The 26,746-nt window shown below is 71.2% G+C and carries 21 protein-coding genes; 8 read left to right on the forward strand and 13 right to left on the reverse strand.

Annotated elements, in window-relative coordinates; genetic code table 11:
* Positions 1-48: 48 nt before the first annotated feature.
* On the reverse strand, positions 49-1,884 hold the full coding sequence (locus ABZ396_RS27045; protein WP_358925365.1) for a glycoside hydrolase family 15 protein: 1,836 nt from the start codon (positions 1,882-1,884) through the stop codon (positions 49-51).
* A 171-nt stretch (positions 1,885-2,055) separates the two neighbouring features.
* Here ABZ396_RS27045 and ABZ396_RS27050 point away from each other — a divergent pair, with 171 nt between their 5' ends.
* From ABZ396_RS27050 to ABZ396_RS27060, 3 genes are all read left to right on the forward strand, one after another.
* Positions 2,056-2,262 (forward strand): hypothetical protein, encoded by a 207-nt coding sequence (locus ABZ396_RS27050; RefSeq protein WP_358925364.1) that lies wholly within the window; start codon positions 2,056-2,058, stop codon positions 2,260-2,262.
* A 712-nt stretch (positions 2,263-2,974) separates the two neighbouring features.
* Positions 2,975-4,447, forward strand: coding sequence for an APC family permease (locus ABZ396_RS27055; RefSeq protein ID WP_358925362.1), 1,473 nt, complete (start codon positions 2,975-2,977; stop codon positions 4,445-4,447).
* Between the two features lie 12 nt (positions 4,448-4,459).
* A complete protein-coding gene (locus ABZ396_RS27060) occupies positions 4,460-5,419 on the forward strand; it encodes a hypothetical protein (protein WP_358925361.1) in 960 nt (319 codons plus the stop codon).
* Positions 5,420-5,429: 10 nt separating this feature from the next.
* Here the strand turns inward: ABZ396_RS27060 and ABZ396_RS27065 are convergent, their stop codons facing one another.
* The 3 genes from ABZ396_RS27065 to efeU form a co-directional block, all read right to left on the reverse strand.
* A complete protein-coding gene (locus ABZ396_RS27065) occupies positions 5,430-6,590 on the reverse strand; it encodes a HoxN/HupN/NixA family nickel/cobalt transporter (protein ID WP_358925359.1) in 1,161 nt (386 codons plus the stop codon).
* A 159-nt stretch (positions 6,591-6,749) separates the two neighbouring features.
* Positions 6,750-8,021, reverse strand: coding sequence for an iron uptake transporter deferrochelatase/peroxidase subunit (gene efeB / locus ABZ396_RS27070; protein WP_358925357.1), 1,272 nt, complete (start codon positions 8,019-8,021; stop codon positions 6,750-6,752).
* Between the two features lie 47 nt (positions 8,022-8,068).
* The gene (efeU, locus tag ABZ396_RS27075) at positions 8,069-10,195 is read right to left on the reverse strand and encodes an iron uptake transporter permease EfeU (protein WP_358925355.1); all 2,127 of its coding nucleotides are present in this window, start codon (positions 10,193-10,195) and stop codon (positions 8,069-8,071) included.
* A gap of 287 nt (positions 10,196-10,482) precedes the next feature.
* Here efeU and ABZ396_RS27080 point away from each other — a divergent pair, with 287 nt between their 5' ends.
* Positions 10,483-11,166 (forward strand): phosphatase PAP2 family protein, encoded by a 684-nt coding sequence (locus ABZ396_RS27080; RefSeq protein ID WP_358925353.1) that lies wholly within the window; start codon positions 10,483-10,485, stop codon positions 11,164-11,166.
* 1 nt (position 11,167) lies between these two features.
* On the opposite strand, the gene prcB is transcribed toward ABZ396_RS27080, so the two are convergent.
* Both prcB and ABZ396_RS27090 read right to left on the reverse strand, forming a co-directional pair.
* The gene (gene prcB, locus ABZ396_RS27085) at positions 11,168-12,022 is read right to left on the reverse strand and encodes a proteasome subunit beta (RefSeq protein WP_358925351.1); all 855 of its coding nucleotides are present in this window, start codon (positions 12,020-12,022) and stop codon (positions 11,168-11,170) included.
* Between the two features lie 73 nt (positions 12,023-12,095).
* Complete coding sequence (locus ABZ396_RS27090; RefSeq protein ID WP_358925349.1) at positions 12,096-13,043, reverse strand: lysylphosphatidylglycerol synthase domain-containing protein; 948 nt, start codon at positions 13,041-13,043, stop codon at positions 12,096-12,098.
* A gap of 146 nt (positions 13,044-13,189) precedes the next feature.
* Here ABZ396_RS27090 and ABZ396_RS27095 point away from each other — a divergent pair, with 146 nt between their 5' ends.
* Both ABZ396_RS27095 and ABZ396_RS27100 read left to right on the forward strand, forming a co-directional pair.
* Positions 13,190-13,573 carry a BlaI/MecI/CopY family transcriptional regulator gene (locus tag ABZ396_RS27095; RefSeq protein WP_358925347.1) on the forward strand — a complete coding sequence of 128 codons (384 nt, stop codon included), beginning with the start codon at positions 13,190-13,192 and terminating at the stop codon, positions 13,571-13,573.
* Positions 13,570-14,463, forward strand: a complete 894-nt coding sequence (locus ABZ396_RS27100; protein ID WP_358925346.1) for a M56 family metallopeptidase — start codon at positions 13,570-13,572, stop codon at positions 14,461-14,463. The genes ABZ396_RS27095 and ABZ396_RS27100 overlap by 4 nt, the downstream gene beginning before the upstream one ends.
* Position 14,464: 1 nt before the next feature.
* On the opposite strand, the gene ABZ396_RS27105 is transcribed toward ABZ396_RS27100, so the two are convergent.
* A complete protein-coding gene (locus ABZ396_RS27105) occupies positions 14,465-16,810 on the reverse strand; it encodes a glycosyl hydrolase family 65 protein (protein ID WP_358925344.1) in 2,346 nt (781 codons plus the stop codon).
* Positions 16,807-17,541 (reverse strand): beta-phosphoglucomutase family hydrolase, encoded by a 735-nt coding sequence (locus tag ABZ396_RS27110; RefSeq protein WP_358925342.1) that lies wholly within the window; start codon positions 17,539-17,541, stop codon positions 16,807-16,809. The genes ABZ396_RS27105 and ABZ396_RS27110 overlap by 4 nt, the downstream gene beginning before the upstream one ends.
* A gap of 77 nt (positions 17,542-17,618) precedes the next feature.
* On the opposite strand from ABZ396_RS27110, the gene ABZ396_RS27115 reads away from it, so the two are divergent.
* Positions 17,619-18,290, forward strand: a complete 672-nt coding sequence (locus tag ABZ396_RS27115) for a nucleoside/nucleotide kinase family protein (RefSeq protein WP_358925340.1) — start codon at positions 17,619-17,621, stop codon at positions 18,288-18,290.
* Between the two features lie 177 nt (positions 18,291-18,467).
* Here the strand turns inward: ABZ396_RS27115 and ABZ396_RS27120 are convergent, their stop codons facing one another.
* The 5 genes from ABZ396_RS27120 to ABZ396_RS27140 all read right to left on the reverse strand — a co-directional run bounded on the left by ABZ396_RS27120 (position 18,468) and on the right by ABZ396_RS27140 (position 24,854).
* Complete coding sequence (locus ABZ396_RS27120) at positions 18,468-20,186, reverse strand: hypothetical protein (protein ID WP_358925338.1); 1,719 nt, start codon at positions 20,184-20,186, stop codon at positions 18,468-18,470.
* Between the two features lie 2 nt (positions 20,187-20,188).
* On the reverse strand, positions 20,189-21,091 hold the full coding sequence (locus tag ABZ396_RS27125; RefSeq protein WP_358925337.1) for a carbohydrate ABC transporter permease: 903 nt from the start codon (positions 21,089-21,091) through the stop codon (positions 20,189-20,191).
* Complete coding sequence (locus ABZ396_RS27130) at positions 21,088-21,999, reverse strand: sugar ABC transporter permease (RefSeq protein WP_358925335.1); 912 nt, start codon at positions 21,997-21,999, stop codon at positions 21,088-21,090. Before ABZ396_RS27130 ends, ABZ396_RS27125 begins: the two co-directional genes overlap by 4 nt.
* 117 nt (positions 22,000-22,116) lie before the next feature.
* A complete protein-coding gene (locus tag ABZ396_RS27135) occupies positions 22,117-23,445 on the reverse strand; it encodes an extracellular solute-binding protein (protein WP_358925333.1) in 1,329 nt (442 codons plus the stop codon).
* 275 nt (positions 23,446-23,720) lie between these two features.
* On the reverse strand, positions 23,721-24,854 hold the full coding sequence (locus tag ABZ396_RS27140; protein WP_359186183.1) for an ROK family transcriptional regulator: 1,134 nt from the start codon (positions 24,852-24,854) through the stop codon (positions 23,721-23,723).
* Between the two features lie 321 nt (positions 24,855-25,175).
* Here ABZ396_RS27140 and ABZ396_RS27145 point away from each other — a divergent pair, with 321 nt between their 5' ends.
* Complete coding sequence (locus ABZ396_RS27145) at positions 25,176-26,081, forward strand: BadF/BadG/BcrA/BcrD ATPase family protein (RefSeq protein WP_358925518.1); 906 nt, start codon at positions 25,176-25,178, stop codon at positions 26,079-26,081.
* Positions 26,082-26,746 lie beyond the last annotated feature (665 nt).

Genomic DNA, 26,746 nt, shown 5'->3' on the forward strand with positions numbered 1-26,746 from the left:
CGGAGCAGCAGCCGGCCGCCGAGATCGCCCGGGCCGGTGCACCCGACCTCAGCCGAGCGCCCGGTCCAGGTTGAAGGCCGCGCTGATCAGGGACAGATGGGTGAACGCCTGAGGGAAGTTGCCCTGCTGCTCGCCGGTGCGGCCGATCTCCTCGGCGTACAGGCCCAGATGGTTGGCGTAGGTGAGCATCTTCTCGAAGGCGAGCCGGGCCTCGTCCACGCGTCCGGCGCGCACCATGGCCTCGACGTACCAGAAGGAGCAGATGGAGAACGTGCCCTCGTCGCCGCGCAGCCCGTCGGGGCTGGCCTGCGGGTCGTAGCGGTAGACGAGGGAGTCGGAGACCAGGTCCTCGGTGAGGGCGTCCAGGGTGGACAGCCACTTGGGATCGGTCGGGGCGATGAACTTGGCCAGGGGCATCATGAGGAGCGAGGCGTCCAGAACGTCCCCGCCCTCGTACTGGACGAAGGCGCCGCGCCGCTCCGACCAGCCACGGTCCATGATCCGCCGGTAGATCGTGTCGCGGGCAAGCTGCCAGCGGAGCAGGTCGGCGGGCAGGCCGCGCCGGTTGGCGAGGCGGATCGCCCGCTCGATGGCGACCCAGCACATCAGGCGCGAGTAGAGGAAGTTCTTGCGGCCGCCGCGGGTCTCCCAGACGCCCTCGTCGGGCTGGTCCCAGTGGTCGCAGACCCAGTCGACCAGGTGGGTGACGTCGTCCCACTGGGCACTGGAGATGGGCTGGGCCCACTTGTCGTAGAGGTAGATCGAGTCGATGAGGGCGCCGTAGATGTCGAGCTGGAGCTGGCCGGCCGCGGCGTTGCCGACGCGCACGGGGGCGGAGCCGCAGTGGCCCTCCAGGTGTCCCAGTTCGCGTTCGGGCAGTTCGGTGCGGCCGTCGATGCCGTACATGATCTGCAGTGGACCGGAGGCGGCGCCGTCGCCGTGGCTGATGTAGGTGGTCAGGAACCTCATGAAGGCCTCGGCCTCGCCGGAGAAGCCGAGCCGCAGCAGGGCGTAGACGGCGAAGGCGGCGTCGCGGATCCAGACGTAACGGTAGTCCCAGTTGCGTTCGCCGCCGAACTGCTCGGGGAGGCTGGTCGTGGGCGCGGCGACGATGGCTCCGGTGGGCGCGTAGGTGAGCAGCTTCAGGGTGAGCGCGGAGCGGTGCACCATCTCGCGCCAGCGGCCCCGGTAGCGGGACCGGGACAGCCAGCGCCGCCAGTAGCGGACGGTCGCCTCGAACTGCCGCTCGGCCTCGAAGCGGGCGCAGCCACGCGGGGCGATGTTGTCGCCGGCCTGGTCGAGGGCGAAGACCGCGGACTCGCCCTCGGCGAGTTTGAAGTCGGCGTGGGCGTCCGGGCCGTCGCTCTCCATGACCACCGTGGAGGTGAGCGCCAGGGAGATCAGCTCGGACTCGAACAGGGCCATGTCGCTGAGCATGCGCAGGGTGTGCGGGTCGGCGCCGTAGTTGAAGCGGGGTGCCACTCGGACCCGGAAGGGCACGGTGCCGCGCACGCAGAGCACCCGGCGGATCAGCCGGTGCCGCTCGCAGTCGTCACACTCGCCGGTGACCGGCATGAAGTCCTGGACCTCCCCGACGCCGTCGTCGGTGAAGAACCGGGTGATCAGCACATTGGTGTCGGGGAAGTAGAACTGCTTGGTCCGGGCCGGTACGGCCGGGGCCAGCGTGAAGTAGCCGCCGCGCTCGGCGTCGAGCACGGCCGCGAAGACGCTCGGGGCGTCGAAAGACGGACAGCAGTACCAGTCGATGGTGCCGTTGCTGCCGACCAGGGCCACGCTGCGCAGATCGCCGATCAGACCGTGCTCGGCGATCGGCAGGTAGCGGGGACTACCGGGCGCATTCTGATAGAGCGGCTGTTCGGTCATCGCGGCAGTCTCCCCGTAACGGACGTATGGGCACCATACAGCTTAAAAGTGATGATTTCCTTCCCGCGTCGGCCGCCGGGCCGGGATGGGGACCCGGGCCGCTCGGGATGCGGGGTGCGGCCGGGCGGGCAATTGTGAGAATGTGCACCCCCGCTCCGCGAAGGAGGGACCATGTCGACCTCAGAACCCGAAGCGTCCTGGTCGTCCGACGACCGCGCCACCCCGGACTCCCTGCTGCACAGCGCCCCCGGCACCGGGGTGGCGCCCGAGGACCTGGTGATGGCGTCGGGTCGGGACGTCACCCCGGCCACGCTCGAATGGGCCAGGAAGAAGATGGAGCGCGAGGGGCCGAACTGCGTGGAGAGGCTCCTGCCCTGAGCCGGTAGGGGGCGTCCGGCGGATCAGGTGGGCTGCAGGACAGGCGGCGCCTTTCGGCCGAGCCGGCGGGGCGCCGGGGTCCCTGGCGCGAGCCTTTTCGGGCGCACGGGAGCCGGGCCGTCGACCCGCGACAACACCGCAGATGTGCGTGCCAGGCCCGTGCGGCGCCGGTGAGGCGGCACGGAGTGCGCGAGCCGCTCCGGTGAGGCGGCACGCTGCGCCCGTGCGCCGCCGTCGGCGCGACGACACCCGGTGCCCGGCACCGCGTCCACCCTCTGCTCCGGTGATGGGCTGCGGCGGCACGGTCGACTACCTGGTGGATGCCGTTTTTCAACTACCCGACGCTCGCTGAGTCGTACAAGGTCGCGGCCCTGGATGCCACCAACAAGCTGCGGCAGCTCGACCGGCCGGAGGACTGAGGGCTTCGGGAACGGCTGCTCCCGGTGTGAGAGTTGGCCTCTTCAAGTGGCATATGTGATTACCGGTCGGTCAGCTTGAAAGGTCAAAGAGGGCCGCTATCATCACACCCACACACGCGGTGTGACCGTCCGCCGACTCTCGGCATACGGCCCTCACCACCCCTTTCTCTCTTCTGGCCGGCCACTGACCCGAGGCCATCCCTCTCCGGGTTCGAGGACGGTCGCGCACCCCCCACCCGTACCGCCGCGGGTCGACTCCCGCGCGCCGTGCACAACCGGAAAGCAGCACAACCATGAGCAACATCAGGGGCAGAGGGCTGCAGGCCAACGCCCTCGGCACGTTCGACACCGTGGTCATGGCCGTCGCGGGCAGCGCACCGGCGTACTCGCTGGCCGCCACCACCGCGGTGCTGGTCGGCGCGGTGGGGCTGGCCAGTCCAGCCGCGCTGCTGTGGTGCGCGATACCGATGCTGGGCATCGCGCTGGCCTTCAGCTACCTGGGCCGTATCGATGTGAACGCGGGCGCGAGCTACTCCTGGGTGGGCCGCACCCTGCACCCGTTCCTCGGCTTCGTCAGCGGCTGGGCGCTGGTGGTGTCCGCGACCATCTTCATGGTGGCCGGTTCCCTGCCCGCCGGCTCGATGACGCTGTCCCTGTTCGACGCGGGCCTCGCCGACAACGTGGCGCTGTCGACGGTGGTCGGGGCCGCCTGGTTCCTGGTCATGCTGGCGGTGGTGCTCGGCGGTGCCCGCCTCACCGTGCGCGCCCAGCTGCTGATGTCCGGCATCGAACTGGTGATCCTGCTGCTGTTCGCGGTGCTCGCCCTCTTCCACACCGGCAACGCCCGCGCCTTCGAATGGTCGTGGCTCGGCTTCGGCCACTTCGACGGCGTCTCCGGCTTCGCCTCGGGCGCGCTGATCGCGGCGTTCTACTACTGGGGCTGGGACGTCACCAGCAACCTCAGCGAGGAGACCCGCAACTCCCGCCGTACGACCGGACTCGCCGGCCTGATCGGCGTCGGTGTCGTCTTCGCGCTGTTCGAGGTGTTCACCATCGCCGTGAACGTCATCCTGTCCTCCGACCAGATCGCGAAGAACGACGCCAACGTGCTGGCGGTCCTCGGCGAGGAGATCTGGCCGGGGTGGGGCGGCAAGCTGCTGATCGTGGCCGTGATGCTGTCCACCATCGCCACCCTGGAGACGACCCTCATCCAGGTCACCCGCTCGCTGTTCGCCATGGGCCGCGACCGCACGATGCCGGCCGCGCTGGGCAGGGTGCACCGCACCTGGAACACCCCGTACGTGGCGATCGCCGTGGTCGGCGGGGTGGCGCTGGTGATGTTCATCGCCTCCAACGCGCTGGGCTCGGTGGGCGAGATCCTCTCCGACGCCATCTCGGCGATCGGCCTGCAGATCGCCGTCTACTACGGCCTCGCGGGCCTCGCGGTGGTCGTGGCGTACCGCAAGATGCTCTTCAAGTCCGCGGGCAACTTCCTGCTCGGCGGGCTGTGGCCGCTGTTCGGCGCGGTGTTCATGTTCTGGATCTTCGTTGAGTCGCTGAGCGAGCTGAGCAGCGCAGCGATCGCGATCGGCGTCGGCGGACTGGCCGTCGGCCTGATCCCGATGCTCTGGTACTGGAGGCAGGGCAGCGACTACTACCGGCCTGCCAAGCTGGACGCCACCCGCACGGTCGAGGCCGATTACGTGCCCGACGACCACGCCACCGCACACGCCCGGGCTTACGAAGGCCTCCCCACGGATTTCTGAGGTACGAGACCGATGGCGCGAGACCGCTTCGCCCCCGACTTCGACCCGGACTGCGGGGACGCCGCCCTCACCTCGGCCCGTCAGGACATCGTCATCGGCCGCTGGCAGGGCCTCAGGGACCTGCTGCGGGCCACCGGCCCGGACTGGCTCGTCCGCGGGCACCGGGTGCGGCTGCTGGCGCAGGCCTGCGCGGGCAGTTCGACGGCGGAGTCCTGGCTGGCCGCCGAACCGTACAGCGCAGACGCGCTGGTACTGCGGGCGGCGACCGAGACGGCCCGGGCGTTCACCGTGGCCATCTCGGCGGGCCGGGGTGCCCCGATCGACCGGTCCAGGATCGACGCCGCCGTACTGGCCTGCCTGGCGGCCCAGGAAGCGTACCCGCCGGACCCGACCCCCTGGGTGTCCCTGATCTCGGTGGCACGCCTGTATCCGACCGGGGTACGCAGGCAGGAACTCGCCCGCTGGTGGGACGAGTTGCACCGGCGTGACCCGTACAACGTGGAGGGCCATCTCCAGGTGCTCCACTACTACTCCGCGCGCTGGCACGGCACGCACGGCCTGATGTACGACTTCGCTCGTGACGCGGCCGGAGTCGCCCCGCCCGGCTGTGCACTGCCGGTCCTGGTGCAGTACGCCCGCGTCGAGGAGTTCCGGTACATCCTGGACAGGGCCGACGGACAGCAGGCCTCGGTGGGGCACGGCCAGCACTGGAAGCACGACGGCGCGGTCAGTGACGTCCGGCGCACCTGGGAGCGCTGGATCGCCCAGCGCGGCGAGGCGCCCATCGCCCCCGGTGAACTGCGTGACCTCAACTACCTGACGCACGCGGCCTGTCAGGCGGGGGCCACGGACGTCGCCTCGGACCTGCTGCGGCTCCAGGGACGGCGGGCGACCCGCATCCCGTGGTCGTACACCGGCGACGCGGAGAAGCAGATCCTCAAATGGCGGGCGGATCTGAATATTCGCGGCTGACAGCGGAGGGCTACGCCTCGGTCTGCTCGGCGGGCCGGGCGAGGCCCGTCGTCCACTTCTCCTCGATGCGGCCCGCCTTCCAGATCAGCAGGGCGACCGCCCAGGTGGCGAAGAACAGGCCGACGATGACGAAGCCGACGGTGTTGAGGTCGAGGCCGGAGACCCAGTCCCAGAAGGCGCCGTGGAGGTCCAGCTTGTCGGCGAGGAGGCCGAGGAGCTCCACCGTGCCGATGATGAGGGCGACGGCCACGGACAGGCCGGTGATGGTGAGGTTGTAGTAGACCTTGCGGACCGGCTTGGAGAACGCCCACTCGTAGGCGAAGTTCATGAACGAGCCGTCGATGGTGTCGAGCAGCGACATCCCGGCAGCGAAGAGCACCGGCAGGGTCATGATGGCGTACCAGGGCAGCCCTGAGGCGGCGCCGGAGCCGGCGAGGACCAGCAGGGCGATCTCCGTGGCGGTGTCGAAGCCCAGGCCGAAGAGCAGGCCCAGCGGGTACATCTGCCAGGGCTTGCTGATCGAGCCGGTGACCCGGCCGAGGAAGCGGTTCATGAAGCCGCGGTTGTTCAGCTGCGTCTCCAGCGCGGCCTCGTCGTAGGCGCCGGAGCGCATCCGCCGGAAGACCTTCCAGATGCCGGCCAGGATGACGAGGTTGATGCCGGCGATGAGGTAGAGGAAGGTCCCGGAGACCGTCGTACCGATGAGACCGGTGACCTCGTGGAGGTGCGAGTTGTCGTCCTGGACGGGGCCGGCCAGGGTCTTCAGGCCGAGCGAGAGCAGCAGGGCGAGGCCGAAGACGATGCTGGAGTGGCCGAGGGAGAACCAGAAGCCGACCGACAGCGGGCGCTGCCCCTCCCCCATCAGCTTGCGAGTGGTGTTGTCGATCGCCGCGATGTGGTCGGCGTCGAAGGCGTGCCGCATGCCGAGGGTGTACGCGGTGACGCCGATCCCGATGCCGAAGGACTCCTTGCCGACGCTGAAGTGCTGGGGCGCGATGATCCCGACGAGAGCGCCCCATCCGATGACATGCAGGGCGAGCACGAAGGAGGCCATCCCGCCGACCCTGATCCACTCCTGCCGTGTCATGGAGCCCCGGACACGGTGCCAGGCCGAGCGCTTGGGCTCGGCCTGGGCGGGGAGGGACGGAGCGGAACCAGGGGCGGCCGTCATCGGGAGGTGACTTCCTTCGGTCGTGCACGAGCAGCTGCGGTCGACAGCCTTGTGCCATTGTTCCGTACTTGCACATCGTTCGCATCAAAGACGATGGCAGGCCTTCCCCATGGGGGTCCCATGGGGATCGCATGCGCTGGTAAAGGGACTGTCCGGTGCTCAGGCGGCCAGGAGGCCGCTGCCCAGCCAGTCCCTGCCGTTCCTCACGCCGGGCAGGGCGAAGAAGTAGCCGCCGCCGGTCGGTGAGATGTAGTCGACGAGGGGCTCGTCGATCAGCCGAGTCTGGGTGGCTTCGAACTGGCGCTGGACGTCCTGCTGGTAGCAGCAGAAGACCAGGCCCATGTCGAGGTTGCCGACGCTGTCGACGCCCCGGTCGTAGTTGTAGCCGCGGCGCAGGAGGCGGGAGCTGTCGGTCCTGGCGGTGCGCGGGTTGGCGAGCCGTATGTGGGCGTCAAGCGGGATGGCGTTGCCCTGCGGGTCCTTGGCGTAGTTGGGGATGTCGGTCTCCTTGGCGCCGTCCAGCGGGGCACCGGTGTCCTTGCGGCGGCCGAACATCTTCTCCTGCTCGTTGAGCGAGACCCGGTCCCAGAACTCGACGAGCATCCGGATGATCCGGATGACCTGGTAGCTGCCCCCGGCCGTCCAGGCGGGCTCGCCCTGGCCGTCACCGACCCAGATCAGCCGGCTGGTCTCGCGGGCCGAGTTGACGTCCGGGTTGGCGATGCCGTCCTTGAAGCCGAGCAGGTTGCGCTGAGCGCCGGTCGGCCGCGGGGCGTTCTGGAAGCCGTCGATCCGCCACTTGATCTGCATGGCCCCACGCGTGTGCCTGGCGATGTCGCGCAGGGCGTGCAGCACGGTGTCCGTGCTGTTGGCGCAGATCTGCAGCGACAGGTCGCCGTGGCACTCGGCCGCGTCGAGGTGGTCGTTGGGGAAGGTCCGCATCGGCGTCAGCCGAGCAGGCTTGGCCTTCGCCAGGCCGTAGCGGTCGTCGAAGAGGGAGGCGCCGACGCCGACGGTGACGGTGAGCGCGTCGGAGGGGACCTCGGGGCCGAGGATGCCGTTGTCGGAGGGCGGCGCGCCGACGCCGAGGTCGGTGGGGGCGCCGCCGGAGGTGAGGAAGCGGGCCCGGTCGGTGATCGTCTTCAGCAGGTCGGCGAGCTCCTGCCGGGTGTCGGCGATGACGTCGAGGGAGACGAAGGTGGCGGCGGCCGGGGCCGGTGTGAGGATGCCGGCCTGGTGGGGGCCGTGGAAGGGGACCTTCGCGGTGCCGGTCGCGTCGGCGGCCTGGGCCTCGGCGGTGCCGCCGGCCTGGCCGATCGCGAATCCGCCGCCGGCCAGGACCGCGCCCGCGGCGCCGGCGCCCAGCGCCGTCCGCACGAAGGATCGGCGGCCCGCGCCCATCGGGCAGGACGGGGTGTCGGCAGCGGACATCGGACGGTTCCCTTCGTGGTACGGGTACATGTGCTCTGCGGGGTTCATCAGGCGGACTTCCGGATCTCCAGGAGGTCCGGCACCGGGGAGACGTCCTCCAGCAGCTGTCCGGTGGCTCCGCTGATCCGCTGCCGGGTGACGGTGTCGAGCTTCTCGACCGGGGTCCAGCTCGCCCCCTGGTGCTCGGCGTCCAGGAGCTTCTGCAGGCGGGTGATGTCCGCGTCGACGACCGGCAGCAGCTTCGGGGCGCGGGTGGTCAGCAGCGGCCTGAGCACGGTGAGCAGCTCGCGGGTGCCGGCCAGGTTGGCGTTCGCGGTGGCGAGGTTGGTGCCGCTGCCCTCGTCGGTGTCCGCGGTCAGCTCGAACTGGAGGGTGTTCTCCAGGATCTCGTGGGCGCGCAGCGGCAGGTCGCCCGGATCGAAGTCCTGGGAGGGGAACGCCTTCTGTAGCCCGGCGGTCGCCTCGGCGAGAGCGCGGGCCGGGGCCTTCAGCTCATCCGCCGACTGCCCGTGCCAGAGCCCGTACTCGACCCGGTGGAACCCGGCGAAGTCCTTGTCGGCCACCCCGCCCGCGAGCCCGTCGGCGCGGCCGTTGATCTTCTGGTCGTAGTCCTCGAAGGTCCCGTACGCGGCGCCGAGCGAAGCGTAGGTGAGATGAGCGGTCAGCCAGTCGGTGCGGGCCTTGTCGAGGTGGTCGCCCTCGATGTCGGCGTCGAGCGTGCGGGTCTGGGCCACGAGGGTTGCCAGGCCCTGGTCGACGTACGCCCTGTAGGCCTGCAGGGGCGCCGCGAGATCCTGCTCGGAGACCGGTACGACCGCCTGGGCGCCGCTTCCGCCGCCGCTGACCGTGACCGACCCGGAGGTGACGGCCTTGCCGCCGGTCGGGACGCAGCGCCAGGCGTAGGTGCCGCCGGTGACGCTGGCGACCAGGGCGCGGGTGGTGCCGGGGGCGAGGCCCTCGATCTCGCCGTAGACCGCGTTGGTGCTCGGGTCGATCAGATACACCTCGGAGGTCTTGCCGCCGGTGTTCTGCATCTGGAAGGTCTGCCGGCCCGGCTTGGGCGCGGTGAAACCCTTGCCGCACTCGGTCTCGGAGACGGCGACGGTGTCACCGCCCGTGGACTTGGGCCGGGCGAGGGCGACGACGAGTCCGGCGACCACGACCGGGACGGCGACCACGGCGACGGGCATCACCCAGCCGGGCCGGCGCCGCGGCACCCTGGCCGGCTTGGGCTCGGGCTCTGGGCGATCGGCAGCGGGGGCCGGCTCCGGCTCGGGGCGGGCGGCAGTGGGGGCCGGCTGCGGCTCCGGCTTCTCGGCGGTGGGCTGCGCTTCGGGCCGGGCGGCGGTCGGCCGTGGTGCCGTGGCCCGTACGCCGCGCACGAACAGTGTCATGACGACGGCGAGATAGCCGACGTACCCGATCACCTGGAGCCAGGTCATGGCCGGGGTGATGTTGAGGACGCCCTGAACGAGCGTGCTGTACCAGGAGCCTGCGTCGATGCTGCCGCTCAGGTCGAAGGCGTACGCCGTCCTGCCCGGGAAGGCCCGGCCCTCCTGCAGATCCCGCAGCCCGTAGCCGAGGACGCCGGCCGCGATCACGATCAGGACGACCCCGGTGCGGGTGAAGAACTTCGTCAGGTTGATCTTCAGCACCCGGCGGTACAGGCCCCAGCACAGGCCGGCCGCCAGGACCAGGCCGATCCCGGCGCCGGTCAGGGGGCCCGCGGACTCCCCGGCCGCCTGGGCGGTGGTCCACAGGAACAGCGCGGTCTCCAGGCCCTCACGGCCGACGGCGAGGAACGAGGTGACGATCAGCACCCCCGAGCCCATGGCCAGGGCGCCGGTCACCTTCTCCTTGATCTCGCCGGAGAGGCTGCGTGCCGAGCGGCGCATCCAGAAGACCATCGCGGTGACGAAGGCGACCGCGATCACGCTGAGGGTCCCGCCGAAGGTCTCCTGCGCGGTCGCGGAGAGGGACGCGGCGGTGAAGGTGAGCACCGCGCCGAAGCTCATCGCCAGCGCGACGGCGGCGAGAACACCCGTCCACACCTGGGGCAGCCGGTTCCTGGCCCCGGCCCGCACCAAAGTGGCGACGAGGATCGAGACGATCAGGCCGGCCTCAAGGCCTTCCCTCAGCCCGATCAGGAAACTCGGAAACGCGTCGTCCCACATCCGCCGCAGCCCTCCCCGGCAGGCCCGTCCCCGCCTCTTGGCTCGAACTTAGTGAAGGCATGCCTTACTTCCGACGACCATGATGACTACACGTATGTAGCCAGAAGGTCACGAAATGGCAATGGTGCAGTAAAAGGCCGCGGCCAGACGCGGATTCGCACCCCGGGGAACCGCGGCAGGGCGGCAATCGTCTACATTCCAGTAGACCGTCTACGTGTCCGTAGTCGCCGAACGGGTGCCGTCCGCGCACCCACCGCACCGCACAGGAAAGGGCCGCCGCCGGGGTCATGAACCGCAAGAGAACCGTGGAACTCGCGGTGGGTGTGGGGCTCGGTGCCTGGGCGGCGTTCGCCGTACTGGCCCTGGTCGTGACCAGCCACCACGGCGCCCCGCTCGCCCTGGACCGCACACTGCTGGCCTGGTCCCTCGGTCATCGCCCGGACGTGGCGGTGGCCGTGGCGCGGGGGCTCACCGCGACCGGCACGGGGGTCGTGCCGTACGCCCTGGTCGCGCTGGCCGGGTTGCTCGCGGGCCGCACCCGACGACAGCGCCTGACCGGAGCGCTCCTGTGCGTCGCCTGCCTGGCCCTGGGCCAGGCGGCCCGGGGCGCCGTGATGGAGCTGATCCACCGGGCCCGGCCGCCGCAGGCCGACTGGCAGACGCACGCCTCCGGCTGGTCGTTTCCGTCCGGCCACAGCACCACGGCCGCGCTGGCCGCCGGTGTGGTGATCCTCGCGCTCTGGGTGCGGGCCTCGCACGGCGGTACGGCGTGGTGTGTGGCCGTCGCCTGCTGGGGGCTCGCCGTCGGGGCGACCCGGGTGTTCCTCGGTGTGCACTGGTGCACGGACGTGATCGGCGGCTGGCTGTTCGCGGTCGGCTGGCTCGGAATCTGCTGGTGCGTGGCCGCCCGCTGGGTTCCGGATCCGGGGGCCAGGGACGACGTACCGGAGAGTCCGGCGACCGCTCGGTGACTCAGGGCGTGGCGCCCGGTCCGTCCGGGCGGGTGCGGCGCTGTTCCACCGTCTCCCGGGTCAGTTGCTCCGTCTCGGGCTCCGGGAGCCGTTCGAAGCCGTCGTCGGTGATGACGGAGACCAGCGGGAAGATACGACGGCTGATGTCGGGGCCGCCGGTGGCCGAGTCCTCGTCGGCCGCGTCGTACAGGGCCTGGATCGCGGCCACGGCGGCCTCGCGGCGGGTCAGGCCGGGGCGGTACAGCTTCTTCAACGCGCCCCCTGCGTAGGGCGAGCCGGAGCCCTCGGCGTGGAACTCGCGCTTCTCGTACAGGCCGCCGGCGACGTCGAAGCTGAAGATGCGGCCTCGTTCGCCCTCCGGTGCCTTGGTGTCGTACCCGGCGAGCAGGGGGACCACCGCGAGGCCCTGCATGGCCTGGCCGAGGTTCTCGCGGATCATCGAGGCCAGGCGGCGGGCCTTGGCGTCGAAGGTCATGGGGATGCCCTCGATCTTCTCGAAGTGGGTCAGCTCGACCTGGTAGAGCTTCACCATGTCGAGGGCGAGCCCGACGGTGCCGGCGAAGGCGACCGCCGTGTGGTCGTCGGCAGGGTGCACCTTCTCCAGGTCCCGCTGGGCGATGAGGCTGCCCATGGTGGCGCGGCGGTCGCCGGCGATCAGCACGCCGTCGCGGTAGGCGAGGGCGAGGACGGTGGTGCCGTGCCGAACAGCGCCGGGCGCGGCGCCCGTGCCGGCGGGAAGGGGGCTGCGGGTGGGCAGCAGTCCGGGCCGGCGGGCGGCGAGGAACTCGGTGAAGGACGAGGTCCCGGGGGTGAAGAACTCCTCCCCCAGACGGCCGTCGGTCCCGTTCGCTGCCATGGCACTCCCCCTCCTGCCGGCCGGCGACACCGGAGTCCTACCTGATGCGGGCGGCCCGGAAACGCCCGCCCGGTCACAGCGCCCGGCGCCGGACCAGCACCCCGAGCACCAGCAGGCCCGGCAGCAGCGGCAGCCACACGGTAAGCAGCCGGTAGCCGAGCACGGCGGAGGCGGCCGCGGCGGCCGGGGTCCCGGAGGCGGTCAGGGCGAGGGCGAGGGCCGCGTCGAGCGAGCCGATGCCACCCGGGGTGGGCAGCAGCGCGGCGGCACCGCTGGCGGCGAGGTAGAGCAGCGCCACCCGGGCCGGGGACAGCGGGAGTTCGACCGCCCGGGTCACGGCGATGAGGACCAGGGCGTGCAGCCCGGCGAAGGCGAGGGAGCCGCCCCACAGCGCCGCCGCGCGGGCGGGACGGGCGTGCAGGGCCCGGATGTCGGCGGCGACGGCGGCCACCGCACCCCGGCAGCGAGCCCACACCCGGGCCCTGAGCAGGACGACGACCAGGGCGACCGCGGCGGTCGCGCCGAGAAGCAGGGCCATGGACAGGTGCGGGATCCGCAGCAGTCCCGGACAGGCGGGGGCGAGGACGGCGATCAGGGCCAGACGGACCACGGCACCGGCGGCGGCCTTGACCGCGAGGGCGGACGCACCACGGCCTGCCGGGAGTCCGCAGCGCATCAGGAAGCGCAGGTTCACCGCACCCGCGCCGAGTCCGGCGGGCAGCAGATGGTTGGCGGCCGAGGCGGCGAACTGCGCGGCGACCAGACGCCCGCCGGGCAGCCGGCGGGCGACCGCGCCCTGCTGGGCGAGCGCCGAGGACGCCCAGGTCCCGACCGCAGCCAGGGCCGCCACGAGCAGCCACCCCTGGTCGGCGACGGCGAGCCGGACCGCCCCGTGTTCCACGGTCGGCCAGTGCCGCCGCAGCAGCCAGCCCGCCCCGGTCAGCAGCGCGAGGCAGACACCGGTCTGCCAGTAGACGCCCCGGCGGCCCGTGACGGGCGTGGCGTTCACGTTCGGGACCATCGAGGCACCCACCCCTGTTCCCCTACAGCTCGCAGGACCGTCCTTGGCTTCAGGGACAAACACTGACAAATTAACCGGAATTACTGGTGGAGGCCGCGCAGATACGTCCATACGAACGGCGGCACTACGCGCTGTAAGGTTGTGCCATGGCTGGCACAGGGTCCCGCGGCAGGGCGGAGCGGCGCAGCGCCGGAGAGCTGGAGAGCGAAGTGCTGGCAGCCCTGTGGGCGACCGAACGCCCCCTGACCCCGGCCGAGATCCAGTCCGAGATCGGCGGCGGACTCGCGTACAACACGGTCCACACCATCCTCAAGCGGCTGTACGACAAAGGGCTGGTGCTGCGGGACGCCGACGGGCGGCGCGGTGCCTACCGGCCGGCGAAGAACGCGGCCGAGCTGACCGCCGAGGCCATGCACGAGGCCCTGGACCGGGGGCCCGACCCGATCGCCGCCCTCCAGCAGTTCGTGTCCGGGCTGAGTGCGGAGGAGGAGCGGGCGCTGCGCACTCTGTTCGCGGGGGGCGGCGCATGAGGTTCGACGTCTACACCCCGCTGCTGGTCTCCCTGCTGCTGCCGTCGGTCAGTGGGCTGATCGCCCGCCGGGTGGCCCCGGCGCTGGCCGCGCGCGTGCTGACCTGCGCAGCCGTGCTGACCGCCGCCGCGACCACCTGGTCGCTGGTGCTGCTGGCGACCGCCCTGCTGGGCGACGCGCCGCCGGTGATCCGGGAGGCCCGCGAGGACGGCCGCCCGCTGACCGAACCGGTGCCCGAGCTGATCGGTGTGGCCGCCTTCCTCACGCTGGCCCTGGTGGTGTGGCGGGTGCAGCGGGCGGTGCGCGCCGAGTGCCGGACCCGGCGGGCGCTGCGGCGGCTGTGCGAGGGGCATCCGAAGGACACCGAACTGGTGGTGGCCGCCTCCGAGGTGCCGCAGGCGTTCGCGATCCCGGGCCGGCCGGGCCGGATCCTGGTCACCTCGGCGATGCTGGGCGCGCTGACGCCGGATGAGCGGCGGGTGCTGCTGGCCCATGAGCGGGCCCATCTGACGCACCGGCACGGCCGTGTGGTGACGGCGGCGACTCTCGCCGCGGCCGCCAACCCGCTGCTCGGCCCGGTCCGTGCGGCCGTGATCTTCCTGGTGGAGCGGTGGGCGGACGAGCAGGCGGCGACCGAGGTCGGGGACCGCGGGACCACCGTCCGGGCGCTGGCCCGCGCGGCGCTCAGCGCGGGCCGGGCCCGTCCGGCGTGCGCCCTGCACTTCACGGACCGCGCGGTCACCCGCCGGATCGCCGCCCTGCAGACCACACCTCCCCCGCGGCTGTGGCCCGCCGCGGGAGCCGTTCTCGCGCTGGGCGCGCTGGCGGCTCTGTTCGCGGCGGACGCGACGGACGATCTGGTCGGACTGCTGTTCACCGCGCTGACATAGATCAGGCGGGCCTGCTCGGTGCACGGTGGAGCGGCTGCTGCGGGGAAGGGCCCGGACGGACCGGCGGCACCGCCCGCACTGCGGGGCTGTCCGTGCTGACGGTGACGGCCTCGCCATGGTGGTGGACGGTGAGCGGCGGGCCGTCGAGAAGGCTGTAGGTCGCCTTGTCGGCGCCGATCTCCACGCGCAGTCTGCTGCCCCGGAGTTGCAGGTTGAAGGCCAGCCGGCGCAGCCGCTCCGGCAGCCGGGGCGTGAACCGGGCCCCGTCGTCGTAGTGGCGCATCCCGCCGAAGCCGGCCACCAGCGCCATCCAGGTGCCGGCGAGTGAGGCGATGTGCAGGCCGTCGCGGGTGTTGTGCTCCAGGTCGTCGAGGTCCATCAGCGCGGCCTCGGCCGTGTAGGCGTGGGCGAGCGTCAGATGCCCGGCCTGGGCGGCGACGACGGCCTGGCAGCAGGCGGACAGGGACGAGTCGCGCACGGTCAGCGGCTCGTAGTAGGCGAAGTTGCGGGCGATGTGCTCCTCGTCGAAGAACGCCCCGCAGGTGTACATCGCCAACACCAGGTCGGCCTGTTTGACGACCTGCTTGCGGTAGAGGTCGAAGTAGGGGAAGTTCAGCAGCAGCGGGTACTGCTCGCGGCGGGTGTTCGCGAAGTCCCAGCGCTGGTAGCGGGTGAAGCCGGCGTGCTGTTCGTGGACGCCGAGTTCGTGGTTGTAGGGGATGTGCACGGAGTCGGCGGCGTCCCGCCAGGCGGCGCTCTCCTCCGCGTCGACGCCGAGCCGCGCCGCCTGGCGCGGGTGGCGTTCGACCGCGTCGGCGGCGGCCAGCAGGTTCGCCCGGGCCATCAGATTGGTGTACGTGTTGTCGTCGGCGACCGCGCTGTACTCGTCCGGGCCGGTGACGCCGTCGATGTGGAAGGCGCCGCGGCTGTCGTGGTGGCCGAGCGAGCGCCACAGGCGGGCGGTCTCCACGAGCAGCTCGACACCGGTGTCCCGTTCGAACTCCGTGTCGCCGGTGGCGGCGACATAGCGGACCACCGCGTCGGCGACGTCGGCGTTGACATGGAAGGCCGCGGTGCCGGCCGGCCAGTAGGCCGAGCCCTCCGAGCCCGCGATGGTCCGCCAGGGGAACGCGGCGCCGTCCAGGCCCAGTTGGGCGGCGCGTTCGCGGGCCGCGGGCAGGGTGTTGTAGCGCCAGCGCAGCGCCTCGGCGACGGCGTCGGGGGCGGTGTGGGTGAGGACGGGCAGCACGAACATCTCGGTGTCCCAGAACGCGTGCCCGTCGTATCCGGAGCCGGTCAGGCCCTTGGCGGGTATCGCGCGCTGTTCGGCGCGGGCCCCTGCCTGCAGCACATGGAAGAGGGCGAAGCGGACGGCCTGCTGGACCTCCTCGTCGCCGTCCACCTCCACGTCGGCGCGCGACCAGTAGTCGTCCAGGTAGCCGCGCTGTTCGTCGGCGAGCCCCGGCCAGCCCTCGTGCGCGGCGGCGGCCAGGGCCGCGTCCACCTGGTCGGCCATGGCGGGCAGCGACCGCACCCCGGACCAGCCGTGGGTGACGAACTTCTCCACCCGCAGCCGCTGTCCCGGCTCCAGCACGGAGGTGACGGTCAGCCGGGCGACGTCGATGTCGCTCTCGGCCCGTGTCGTGGTCCCCTCGGGACCGGAGACCGTGTGGTCGGCGGCGACCGCGACCCGCAGGCCGCTGCGCCGGGTGCGGTGCACGAGGCGCAGCCGGTGCCCGGAGGCGAAGTCGTCCTCCTGCTCCAGCGGTGACGCCAGCGCCACCGCGGCGCGCGGGTCGCCGTTCGCCCCGGGCAGTTGCTCGTTGGCGACCAGCTCGGACTGGACCACGATCCGGCAGCGCCGGTCGACGGCCTCCACCTCGTAGGCGACGGCGGCCACCGCCCGCTGGGTCAGCGACACCAGCCGGGTCGAGCGCACCCGCACCGTCGACCCGGCGGGCGAGGTCCACTCGCAGGTCCGCTCCAGGACGCCGCGGCGCAGGTCCAGCAGCCGCTCATGGGCGACGAGCCGGCCGTAGCGCAGGTCGAAGGGCTCGTCGTCGACCAGCAGCCGCAGGATCTTGCCGTTGGTGATGTTGATGACGGTCTGCCCGGACTCGGGGTAGCCGTAGCCGGCCTCGGCGTACGGCAGCGGGTGCACCTCGTGCACGCCGTTGAGGTAGCTGCCGGGCAGGCCGTGCGGTTCGCCCTCGTCGAGGTTGCCGCGCCAGCCGACGTGCCCGTTGGACAGCGCGAACACCGACTCGCTCTGCGCGAGCACGTCGAGGTTGAGCTCGGTCTCGCGGACCGCCCAGGGTTCCACGGCGTACGACCGTTGGGTGATCACTCCTTGCCTCCCAGCTCGGCGAGGTCCTTCACGACGGTGTCCGCGCCGTGTGCGTACAGGGCGTCCGTCTGCCCGACGCGGTCCACGCCGACGACGTACCCGAAACGGCCCGCGCGACCCGCGTCCATCCCGGCCAGGGCGTCCTCGAAGACGGCGGCGTGGGCGGGCTCGACGCCGAGGTCGCGGGCGGCGGCCAGGAAGGTGTCCGGGTGCGGTTTGCCGGGCAGTTGGCGTTCGGCGGCCACGACACCGTCGATACGGACGTCGAAGAAGTGCTCGGCGCCGATCGAGCGCAGCACGTCACGGCAGTTGGCGCTGGAGGAGACGATCGCCGTGCGCAGTCCCCGCGCGCGGACCGCCTCCAGGTAGCGCAGGGTGCCGTCGTAGGCCTCGACGCCGTCGGTGCGGATCTTCTCCAGGAGCAGTTCGTTCTTGCGGTTGCCGAGGCCGTGCACGGTCTGCGCGTCCGGTGGGTCGTCCGGGATGCCCTCCGGCAGACGGATGCCACGGGAGTCGAGGAAGGCGCGGACCCCGTCGGCGCGCGGGCGTCCGTCGACGTACTCGTCGTAGTCGGCGACCGCGTCGAAGGGCCGCTCCCCGTCGTGGCCGCGCAGGAAGGCGTCGAAGGTCTCCTTCCAGGCGGCCGCGTGCACGACGGCCGTTTTGGTGACGACCCCGTCGAGATCGAAGAGACAGGCCTGAATGGTGTCGGGCAGACCGAGTGCAGTCATGTCCGGCATCTTCCCCACCTGGCGGCTTCGAGGGGGTGGCGTACGCCACATCCCGGGCCCGGTGTCACACTTTTTGCGTGCCGCTGACTTTCGACGACCTCCTCGACCGCGCCCGTTCACTCACCGGACGCGGTCCGCGTGCGCTCCTCGGCATCGCGGGCAGCCCCGGCGCCGGCAAGAGCACCCTCGCCGAACACCTGGTACGGGAGCTGAACGGCACCGGCGATCCCTGGGTGGCGCACGTGCCCATGGACGGCTTCCATCTGGCCGACGTCGAACTGGAGCGGCTGGGCCTCAGGGACCGCAAGGGCGCGCCCGCGACCTTCGACGCGGGCGGGTACGCGGCGCTGCTGCGGCGGCTGCGCGAGGACACCGACGAGGTGGTGTACGCGCCGGGCTTCGAGCGGGTGCTGGAGCAGCCGCTGGCGGGCGCGATCCCGGTGCTGCCGACGGCCCGGCTGGTGGTGACGGAGGGCAACTACCTGCTGCTGGCGGACGGTCTGTGGGCGCGGGTGCGGCCGGCCCTGGACGAGGTGTGGTTCTGCGAGACGGACGAGGCCGAGCGGGTACGGCGGCTGGTCGCCCGGCACGAGGAGTTCGGCAAGGGACACGAGCAGGCGGTGGCCTGGGTGGCGGGCACCGACCAGCGCAACGCCGACCTGGTCGCGGCGACCCGGGCCCGGGCGGACCTGGTGGTGCCCGAGGCGGCGCTGCCCGCGCCGTACGACGCGGGCAGCCGCCGACCCTAGCGGCCGGTGAGGGCGAGTCCGGGATCGCCGTGGGCGTCCTCGCCCTTGATGACGGCCGTGAACGCCTCGGTGCCGTCGTCGGCGTGGGGGTGTCGTGCAGCGGGCCGCGCTGGTGGAGGCGGTGCACGGCTGGATCAGCCCTTCATGCCGGAGGTGGCCATGGCGTGGGTCGTCGGGTCAGAAGACGGGTGCGGGGTGGCGGGCGCGCAGTGTGACGCTCAGTGTGTGAGGGCCGAGTCCACCGATGTAGACGCGGTTCCCGGTTGTCGCGTCGGTGCCGCCCCCCACGGTGTAGTCCTGCCCCGGGTCGTACCGTAGTACGTCGCTCCGGTCCGGCCCGGCGAGCGGTTCGCCTGCCTCGACGTCGACCTCGACCCGGATCTCGTCGTCACCGGCCCGGTACGTCATCGGCCCGGTCGTCAGGCACCAGCGTCCGTCGCCGATCGGTACGGCGCCCTCTGGCACGCCCCCCGGCCGGAAGGTCAGTTCGAGGGCCCAGGGCACCCGTGGTCCGCTGATGTCGATCCGCAGGTCGGCACTGTCTTCCCTCAGGTCCACCTCGACGCGGGTCGTGTGTGAGACCTCGTCCCGAGGCCGGTCCGGGAAGGCCATCGCGGCCGAAAAGCGCCCCTCGTCCGCCATCCGGTAGGCGCCGTCGGCCCGCCTCCGGTCCGTCGGGAGCGGCTGGTAGTAGGCGGCCGTGAGGGATTCGGTGAGCAGGTACCGGTTGTCGGCGAGCCGTTGCATGCCGGCGGCGCGGAACGGGCCCAGGTCGAAGAAACCCCGCGAGAGACGGACCGCGTCGAGGACGGCGTCGCCGGCGAACAGGCGCAGGAAGGTGGGATTGCAGGCGAGGCCCGAGCGGATGCACCGGTACTCGGGCACGTCGGAGCCGCCGTACACCACCGTCTGCGCGATGGCCGAGGTGCGTGTGGCGAGGCGCGCGGTGGTGATGTACCGGTCACGCGGAAGTGTCACCGCGGCCGGCGCCGGCAGGGCGCGGCACAGGTCCGGGGTGAGGAGGGTCTCGGCGAGCAGGTCGGGGTCGTCGATGCCGCCGGCCTCCGCCAGACGCGCCGCCCGGCTGAAGTCGCCACGGCCGGTGCGGATGGCGAGCAGCCGGTAGTGCGGCAGGTAGGGCGCCAGCGGGAACGGGTGGTTCTGGTCCTGCCGTCGCGAGTGGACGGTCTCCACCGTGCCGTCCGGCCTGATGAGGTCCAGGGTGGTGGCGAGATTGCGTTCGACGGCGTCCAGCAGGTCGGCGCGGCCGAGGACGTCGGCCAGCAGCAGCAACGAAGGGTTGGACACATGGGCCGCGTAGTTGGCGCTCCGTTCCGAGTACAGGCCCTCCGCGTCGATGTCGACTCCCTCGGAGAGCCACTCCTCGATGCGGTCGAGCAGCCGGTCGTCCGGGAACGACCGGTGCAGCCGGGCCAGCGCCGCGCACAGTTCCCAGCGGTGGTTCGGGGTGTGCACCCCACCGGTCAGGAGACTGCCGGTGGCGGCGCCGGCGATCTCGGCGAGCGCGGCCGTGACGTCGCGCAGTTCCGGCCCCGCGCCGGCGGCGAGGACGTGCGCGTCGCACACGTCGTTGACGGTGAAAGCGGAGTCCGGCGGTGACTGCACGTTGTCGCCGCCGGCGAAGAGGCCTGTGGTTGTCTGCGCGACCCGCAGGGCACGGAGGTGGGTCATCGTGGCGGCGGTGGCCTGCCTGCTGCCGTGCAGTGCCGAGTTGGGGGAACGGTATGCCGCGACCAGAGTCTTCACCCGGCGCGCCAGAGCACGGTGCGGCACACCGGCGGGTTCCTCGTCGGGGCCGGCCGCCAGCGGAGCGGCCAGCCGGTCGGCGGCGCGGGCCACCGCGCGGACGAACTCGTGGTCGAGCGGAGTGGGCACCGTCAGTCCTTCAGTCCGGCGTTGATGTCGGCGTTCATGACGTAACGCTGGAACACCAGGAAGACGAGGATCAGCGGGATCATGGAGATGACCGATCCCCCGAGCAGCACCGACCAGTTGATGTTCTGCGCCCCGACGAGGCTCTGGATGCCGATCTGCACGGTGAACTTGTCGGGGTCGTTGAGCATCAGAAGCGGCCAGATGTAGTCGTTCCACCGCCACTGGAACGACAGGATGGCGAGTGTCAGCATGATGGGCCGGGAGATCGGCACCATGATCCTCAGGAAGATCGACAGCTCACGCGCGCCGTCGATGCGCGCGGCCTCGACGAGCTCGTCGGGGACCGTCAGGAAGAACTGCCGGAACATGAAGCATCCGGTCGCGGTGAGCACGGCCGGGAGGATGATGCCGCCGAACGAGTTGTAGAGGCCGAGGTCGCGCACCACGAGGAACTCCGGGGCGAGCATGACCTCGGACGGCAGCATCGTGGTGGCCAGGATGCAGATGAAGAAGACCTTGAGCCACTTGTTGTCGTACTTGGCCAGCGCGTACCCGGTGCAGCAGCTGGCTCCCACCGTGAGGATCGTCGTGATCACGCACACGATGGTCGTGTTGACGAAGTACTGGGAGAAGTTGGCACTGCGCCAGGCTTGCGAATAACCCGACAGGGTGGGGTGGTGCGGAAACACCGTCAGCGGAAGGGAGAACAGGTCTCCCGCAGGTTTGAAGGAGCTGAGGACGAACCACAGCACCGGCAGCCCGTAGAGGACCGCCAGGACCCACAGCAGTGTCGTCGCGGGCACCGCGCTCCGAAGCCCACGGCCGCCCCCGCTGCGGGGCCGCCTCTTGGAAAGGGCCCGTACGGAATCGGCGTCGACCGGACGCGGCGTATCTGTGGTTGTCATCGGTTCTCCACCCGTCGGTTGACGATCAGCTGGATGATCGCGACGGCCATCAGGATGAGCATGAGTACGAATGACGCGGCGCTCGCGTAGCCGATCTGGCCCCGGTTGAAGCCGGTCTGGTAGATGTACTGGACGAGCAGGTTGTTCGACGTTCCCGGTCCGCCGTTGTTGAGGGAGAGGAAGAGCGGGTATTCCTTCATCGCGTTGATCGTGTTGAGCAGGATCACGATGAAGGAGGTGGGCGCGATGCTCGGCAGTGTGATGCTGACGAACTGGCGCCAGGGGCCCGCGCCGTCGAGCGAGGCCGCCTCGTAGTACGAGATGGGCACGTTCTTGATCGCCGCGATGAACAACAGCATCGAGAAGGCCGTTCCCCACCAGGCGCCCGCCATCACCACCACGCCCAGCGACAGGTCCGCGTTCGACTGCCACGCGATCGCGTCCCCGCCGAGCTTCTCGATGACGTAGTTGATCAGTCCGAAGTTCTCACCGAACAGCCACCGCCACAGGACACCTACGACGATGGGCGAGATGAGCCACGGGACGAAGAAGACGACACGGGCGACCGACTTGCCCTTGGCCTGCTTGCTCACCAGCAGGTTGGCGATGAGCAGCGAGAGCACGAAGTTCAGCGGAACGACGAGCACGGTGTACAGCAGCGTCCGGGTCAGGGCCTCGTAGAAGGTGGAGTCCCCGAACAGGTTCTGGTAGTTGTCCAGTCCGACGAACTGGAACGGCCCTACACCCGTGTAGTTCGTGAAGGAGTAGACGAGCCCGATCACCGCCGGCCAGACGAAGAACAGCGAGAAGAGCACGACATTGGCCGCGATGAGGACGAGCGGCGCGATGGTGTAGGTGCTGCGTCGCCTGGGCGGGCTCCCGGACACGTCCGAGGCGCGTTTTGTCATCTTCCTGACTCCGTGCTGGTGGAATGGATTGCTGTGGGCTCACGCCATGAGCCCGGCATCACGTGGGCGCCCAAGGCCGGGCGGCGGGGTGGACACACCGCCGCCCGGCTCTGTGGCCTACGATCCGCCGCCGACCTGCTGGTTGTAGCCGGCCACGATGTTGTCCAGGGCCTTGTCGGCCGACTGCTGGCCGTTGATCGCCTTGCCGATCTCCGTCTTGGTCGGGTCGGTGGTGAGGCTCTTGCCCTTCAGCACCCAGTTCGTCTGCGCGGTGTTGAAGTAGCCGGAGATGGGGGCGTAGAGCGGGATCTCCTCGTTGTACAGCTTGAACGCCGCCTGCGCCGCCTCGGATGTGAAGGGGTACTTCGGGTTCAGACCGCTCTCGACCGGCAGGAACCCGGACGTCTCACACAGCTCGCTGTAGTGGTCCGGCTCGTACAGCCAGGACAGGAACTTCGTCGCGGCGGTGGCCGCGGCGCCGTTGTTGTTGAAGCCCACCGTCATGCCGCCGCTGTTGACGTCGCTGGCCTGCACCGGCTCGGCGGGAGTCGGGACGCTCGCCCAGTCGAACTTCTTGATGCTCTCCGCGAAGGCGGGAACCTGCCACACGCCGGACCAGTAGGCGACCACGTCACCGCTCTGGAACATGGCCGACGGGTCGGCGCCGCTGGTCCACACCGACTTCGGCATGGTCTTGTCGTCGTTCAGCCCGACGAAGTAGTTCACGGCCTTCTTGGTCGCCGCGTCCACCGAGAACTTGCCGGAGGAGTCCGCGTGGACGTACGTCCCGCCGAGCTCGTACACCATGGCGCGCAGCCGGGACGGCGACTGGTCGAACGTCAGGGAGTACTTGGCGCCGGTCTTCTCCCGGACCTTGTCCGCCGCCTTGATGAAGTCGGTCCAGGTCCAGGTCTTCGAGGGCGAGGTCGGGAAGGAGACGCCGGCCTTCTTGAACAGCGTCTCGTTGATGAACAGGCCGGACGCGGTGACGTCCGAAGGGATGGACAGCACCTTCCCGGACGAGTCCTTGGCGAGGAAGTTGGCGTTGATGTTGTTGCTCTTGTTGTTGGCGATGGAGCTGAGGTCGATCAGCTTGCTCGACCAGATCGGGTCCAGCGCCGGCACGGACGCCACGTCGGGCAGAGAGTTCGCCTGCGCGGCGTTGTGCAGCTTCGTGGTGTAGCCGTCGTAGGGGATGTTGACGAGCTTGACGGAGACGCCGGCTTCCTTCTTGTACTGCGCCACCAGCTTCTTCCAGCCCGCGTCCTGTCCCGGAACCGTGGAAATCCAGAACGTCAGCGACTTGGAGTTCCCGCCCGAGCCGGATCCCGACCCGCAGGCGGAGAGCAGCAGGGCACCTGCCGTGGTCACGGCAGCGAGGGGAACCAGGCGGCGCATACCGCCGCGGCCGAGTCGGCGGGAGCGCCGCACACCCACAGTGGTCATCTTCGATCCCATTTCGTCGTCGGGACGGAGCACGGCGCCGACTGAGGCGGCACGGGTGCATTTTGAAGGAGGAGTCGCTTTCCGGGGGCGCGGTCTCGCCCGGCCGCATCGTCCACGCGGGGTGAGATCCCCGGCCGTCCTGGCCGTCACCGCACGGGCACGCCCTCGTGCTGTTGCCGTACGTCGTGTACGGGCTGGGAGGCTCACCCCAAGCCGGCGTCCCGGCCGACTTAGAAAGCGCTTGTCCGGACATTGGCAGACCGAGTTGGAAGCCGTCAATCCTTCGCCTGCGCGCCTTCGGTCACGTTTTGGACTCCCCTGGCCACGGCGAGCCGGGCGGCGCCGACAACGGTACCGAGCTCCCCGATCTGGCTGCTGACCACCTCGGTGGGCCAGCTCAGCCGGCCCAGTTCGGCCCGCACTCCGGGCAGGAGCTGGGGATCCGCGCCGGTGCTGCCGCCGAGGACGATCAGCCCCGGGTCCAGCACGGCGGCCACGGCGGCCGCCAGCCGGCCCACGTCGGCGGCGTGCCGGGCGACCAGCGCACGGGCGGGCTGCCGGCCCTCGGCGGCCAGCGCGAAGAGCCGCTCGGCGCTACGGGGCCGCGGGCCGTCGGCGGCCCGCCAGGCCCGGGCGGCCCGGCACAGGAGGGCCTGCGAGCCGACATACGCCTCCAGGGCCTCCTGACGCGGCTCCCGGTCCTCGTCCCACGGATACGGCAGCCGGGCCAGCTCACCGGCCGCCCCGTTCGCCCCGCGCAGCACCTGCCCGCCGATGACGATGCCGAGACCGACACCGACGCCGATCCGCAGATAGCCGAAGGTACGGCGGCCGCGGGCGGCGCCCTCGTGCAGCTCGGCGAGGGCGGCGCAGTTGACGTTGTTCTCCAGGTGGACCGGGACACCCAGCGGCAGGGCGACGGACACCGCGTCGAAGACGGGCCCGGCCTTGGCGGTCGCGGGGCGCATCCCGGTGCCCGTGCGGTCGGGCGCGGTGACATCGCCGACGGCGACGACGATGGCCCGCAGCGGGGCGCCGGCCGGCAGCGCGGCCAGCGCCTCACGGACCGCGTCGACGGCCCGGATGCGCGGGGTGGTCGCCTCGGCGAGCAGGGTGCCGTCCAGGGCGCAGCCGCGCACCCGGGTGCGGGCCGGGCCGAGGTCGACGGCGAGGACGGATCCGGAGGCGGGCCCGAGCCCGTAGACGGCGGCGGAGCGGCCGGTGCCGCTGGACGTGGTGCCCGAGCAGGCGGCCAGCCGTGCGCCCTCCAGTTCCGCGACGGCGGCGGAGACCGTCGGCTTGGACAGGCCCGCGAGGCTCGCGAGCTGCGGCCGGGTGGCGCTGCCGGCCTGGGCCAGCACGGCGAAGACCGCGCCGGCGCTCTCGGTGAGGCGGGGGGCTTCAGTCACGACGTGTTCCACAGTTCCCCCATGGGTCAGGGGCCGCGCTCCCCGGGTGGCGGGATGCGGCGATGCGATGCCCTCGTGCCGCGCGGTCCCGCCGACGGCGGTGTCCCGTTGATCGCCTGCGCGACAACTCTTGACGCACTCTACTTCGTTAGTTAACTTCCTAACGAAGTACACGGTACTCGCCTGCCGTGCTCCGAAAGAAGCCCGTCCCGGGGTTTCCCGATGCGCTCAACTCCTGTTCGGCCAGGAACGGTTCGCCCGCCGTCGCGGCACAGTGCCATGCTCTTCGGCGCTCTTCGCCCAGACGACGAAAGAGGATCCGTGCAGGACGCTCCTTCTACTCCGCTCGTGGTCGGTGTCGACGTGGGCGGCACCAAGACCCATCTCCGCGCGCTCGCCGGCGCGGACATGGTCGCCGATCGCGTCCGTTCGAGCAGCGGCTGGCGGCCGCACGACCCGGCCGCCGCCGCCCACTGGCTGACCGCCCTGGTCCATGAGGTCCTGCCGGCCGGCGCCCGCCCCGCCGCCCTCGCCGTCGGCGGCCACGCCTGTGAGACCCCCCGCCAGTGCGCCGGGATCACCGCCGCGCTGCGGGACTTCCACCAGATCCCCGTCCTCGTCGTGGGCGACGCCGAACTCCTCGTCCCCGCCGCGGGCCTGGCCAAGGGCGTGGGCCTGGTCGCCGGCACCGGTTCGGTGGCCGTCGGACGGCACGCCGACGGCAGCCCCGTACAGGTAGGCGGCTGGGGCGCGGTCCTCGGTGACGAGGGCGGCGCGGCCGGGCTGGTCCGCGAGGCGGCGCGTGCCGTCTGGGCCGCGCACGACCGCGGCGAGGCACCCGACTCGCTCGCGACGGGTCTGACCGCCGCCTTCGGCGTGGCCGAAGTACCCGCACTCGGCGCCGCGTTGGAGGGTGCCTCCGACGTCTCCGCGGAGTGGGGCCGGCACGCCCCGGTGCTCTTCGCGGCGGCCGACGCGGGCTCCGTCCTCGCCGAGGAAGTGATAGCCGACGGCGGCCGCGCGCTCGCCGGCCTCGTACTACGGCTCGCCGCCCGCGGTCTCGCCGTGGACGACGTGGTGGTCGCGGGCGGCACGATCCTCTCCCAACCGCGCCTGTACGACGCCTTCGCCGCCGCGCTCGCGAAGGCCCTGCCGGGCGCGCGGCCACGGCCGCTGCGTCTGCCTCCGGTCGAGGGGGCGGTGGCGCTGGCGCGTTCGATCCTGTGAGAAAACTGTCCGCGGCCCGTTCCGTTCCCCGCGTGTGGACCACGGGCCGTTCGACACTGCGAACACGCAGGTCCCGGTTCGTTCTTCCGGTGAACCACCGGGCTGCCGTTCAACTCCGGGCCATGTGACGGTCGTCGGACCATGACCGCTGGGACGCGGGCCCGGCTTAGAACTTCGCTCGTTCAACACTTTTCCCACGCGAACCGACACGCTCACGCACATCGGGCGCACCGGGTGTTCGTGCGAACTCCCCTCCGGCCGCCGCGCCGTAGACCTCACGAGAGGCACACCCATGCCGTCATCTGCCGGGCACCGCACCTCCTCACCGGCCCGTGGACTCGCCGTCGGCCGACGGGGATTTCTGAAGACCTCGCTCGGCGCGTCGGCGGGTGTGCTGGCGGCCCCGACGTTCGCCACCTGGCTCGCCGCCGCGGACGCCAAGGCCGCGACCACGGCCGCCGCGTTCGTCGACGACTACAAGACGAACATCATCACCAACCTCACCGCCGACACCAACGCGGTGGTCCGCATCCTCGGCGGCTTCGCGCAGATATGGAAGACCGGTTCCGCCTGGAACACCGGTACCGTGCTGCGCGCGGACATCCTGCGCCGACGGTTACGGCGCCTTCGGCTCGGACGTCACGGTCACCCTGGACGCGGCGGCC

This window comes from Streptomyces sp. NPDC005866, assembly GCF_040629895.1.
Classification (GTDB): domain Bacteria; phylum Actinomycetota; class Actinomycetes; order Streptomycetales; family Streptomycetaceae; genus Streptomyces.

What these genes read in the sequence shown, in the direction of transcription:
- prcB (WP_358925351.1), bottom strand. Translation starts at nt 12,022, where the DNA reads ATGGCAGCGAACGGGACCGACGGCCGTCTGGGGGAGGAGTTCTTCACC.
- ABZ396_RS27100 (WP_358925346.1), top strand. Translation starts at nt 13,570, where the DNA reads ATGAGGTTCGACGTCTACACCCCGCTGCTGGTCTCCCTGCTGCTGCCG.
- ABZ396_RS27080 (WP_358925353.1), top strand. Translation starts at nt 10,483, where the DNA reads ATGAACCGCAAGAGAACCGTGGAACTCGCGGTGGGTGTGGGGCTCGGT.
- ABZ396_RS27125 (WP_358925337.1), bottom strand. Translation starts at nt 21,091, where the DNA reads ATGACAACCACAGATACGCCGCGTCCGGTCGACGCCGATTCCGTACGG.
- ABZ396_RS27090 (WP_358925349.1), bottom strand. Translation starts at nt 13,043, where the DNA reads ATGGTCCCGAACGTGAACGCCACGCCCGTCACGGGCCGCCGGGGCGTC.
- ABZ396_RS27045 (WP_358925365.1), bottom strand. Translation starts at nt 1,884, where the DNA reads ATGACCGAACAGCCGCTCTATCAGAATGCGCCCGGTAGTCCCCGCTAC.
- efeB (WP_358925357.1), bottom strand. Translation starts at nt 8,021, where the DNA reads ATGTCCGCTGCCGACACCCCGTCCTGCCCGATGGGCGCGGGCCGCCGA.
- ABZ396_RS27050 (WP_358925364.1), top strand. Translation starts at nt 2,056, where the DNA reads ATGTCGACCTCAGAACCCGAAGCGTCCTGGTCGTCCGACGACCGCGCC.
- ABZ396_RS27060 (WP_358925361.1), top strand. Translation starts at nt 4,460, where the DNA reads ATGGCGCGAGACCGCTTCGCCCCCGACTTCGACCCGGACTGCGGGGAC.
- ABZ396_RS27065 (WP_358925359.1), bottom strand. Translation starts at nt 6,590, where the DNA reads ATGACGGCCGCCCCTGGTTCCGCTCCGTCCCTCCCCGCCCAGGCCGAG.
- ABZ396_RS27110 (WP_358925342.1), bottom strand. Translation starts at nt 17,541, where the DNA reads ATGACTGCACTCGGTCTGCCCGACACCATTCAGGCCTGTCTCTTCGAT.
- ABZ396_RS27055 (WP_358925362.1), top strand. Translation starts at nt 2,975, where the DNA reads ATGAGCAACATCAGGGGCAGAGGGCTGCAGGCCAACGCCCTCGGCACG.
- ABZ396_RS27130 (WP_358925335.1), bottom strand. Translation starts at nt 21,999, where the DNA reads ATGACAAAACGCGCCTCGGACGTGTCCGGGAGCCCGCCCAGGCGACGC.
- ABZ396_RS27095 (WP_358925347.1), top strand. Translation starts at nt 13,190, where the DNA reads ATGGCTGGCACAGGGTCCCGCGGCAGGGCGGAGCGGCGCAGCGCCGGA.
- ABZ396_RS27135 (WP_358925333.1), bottom strand. Translation starts at nt 23,445, where the DNA reads ATGACCACTGTGGGTGTGCGGCGCTCCCGCCGACTCGGCCGCGGCGGT.
- efeU (WP_358925355.1), bottom strand. Translation starts at nt 10,195, where the DNA reads ATGTGGGACGACGCGTTTCCGAGTTTCCTGATCGGGCTGAGGGAAGGC.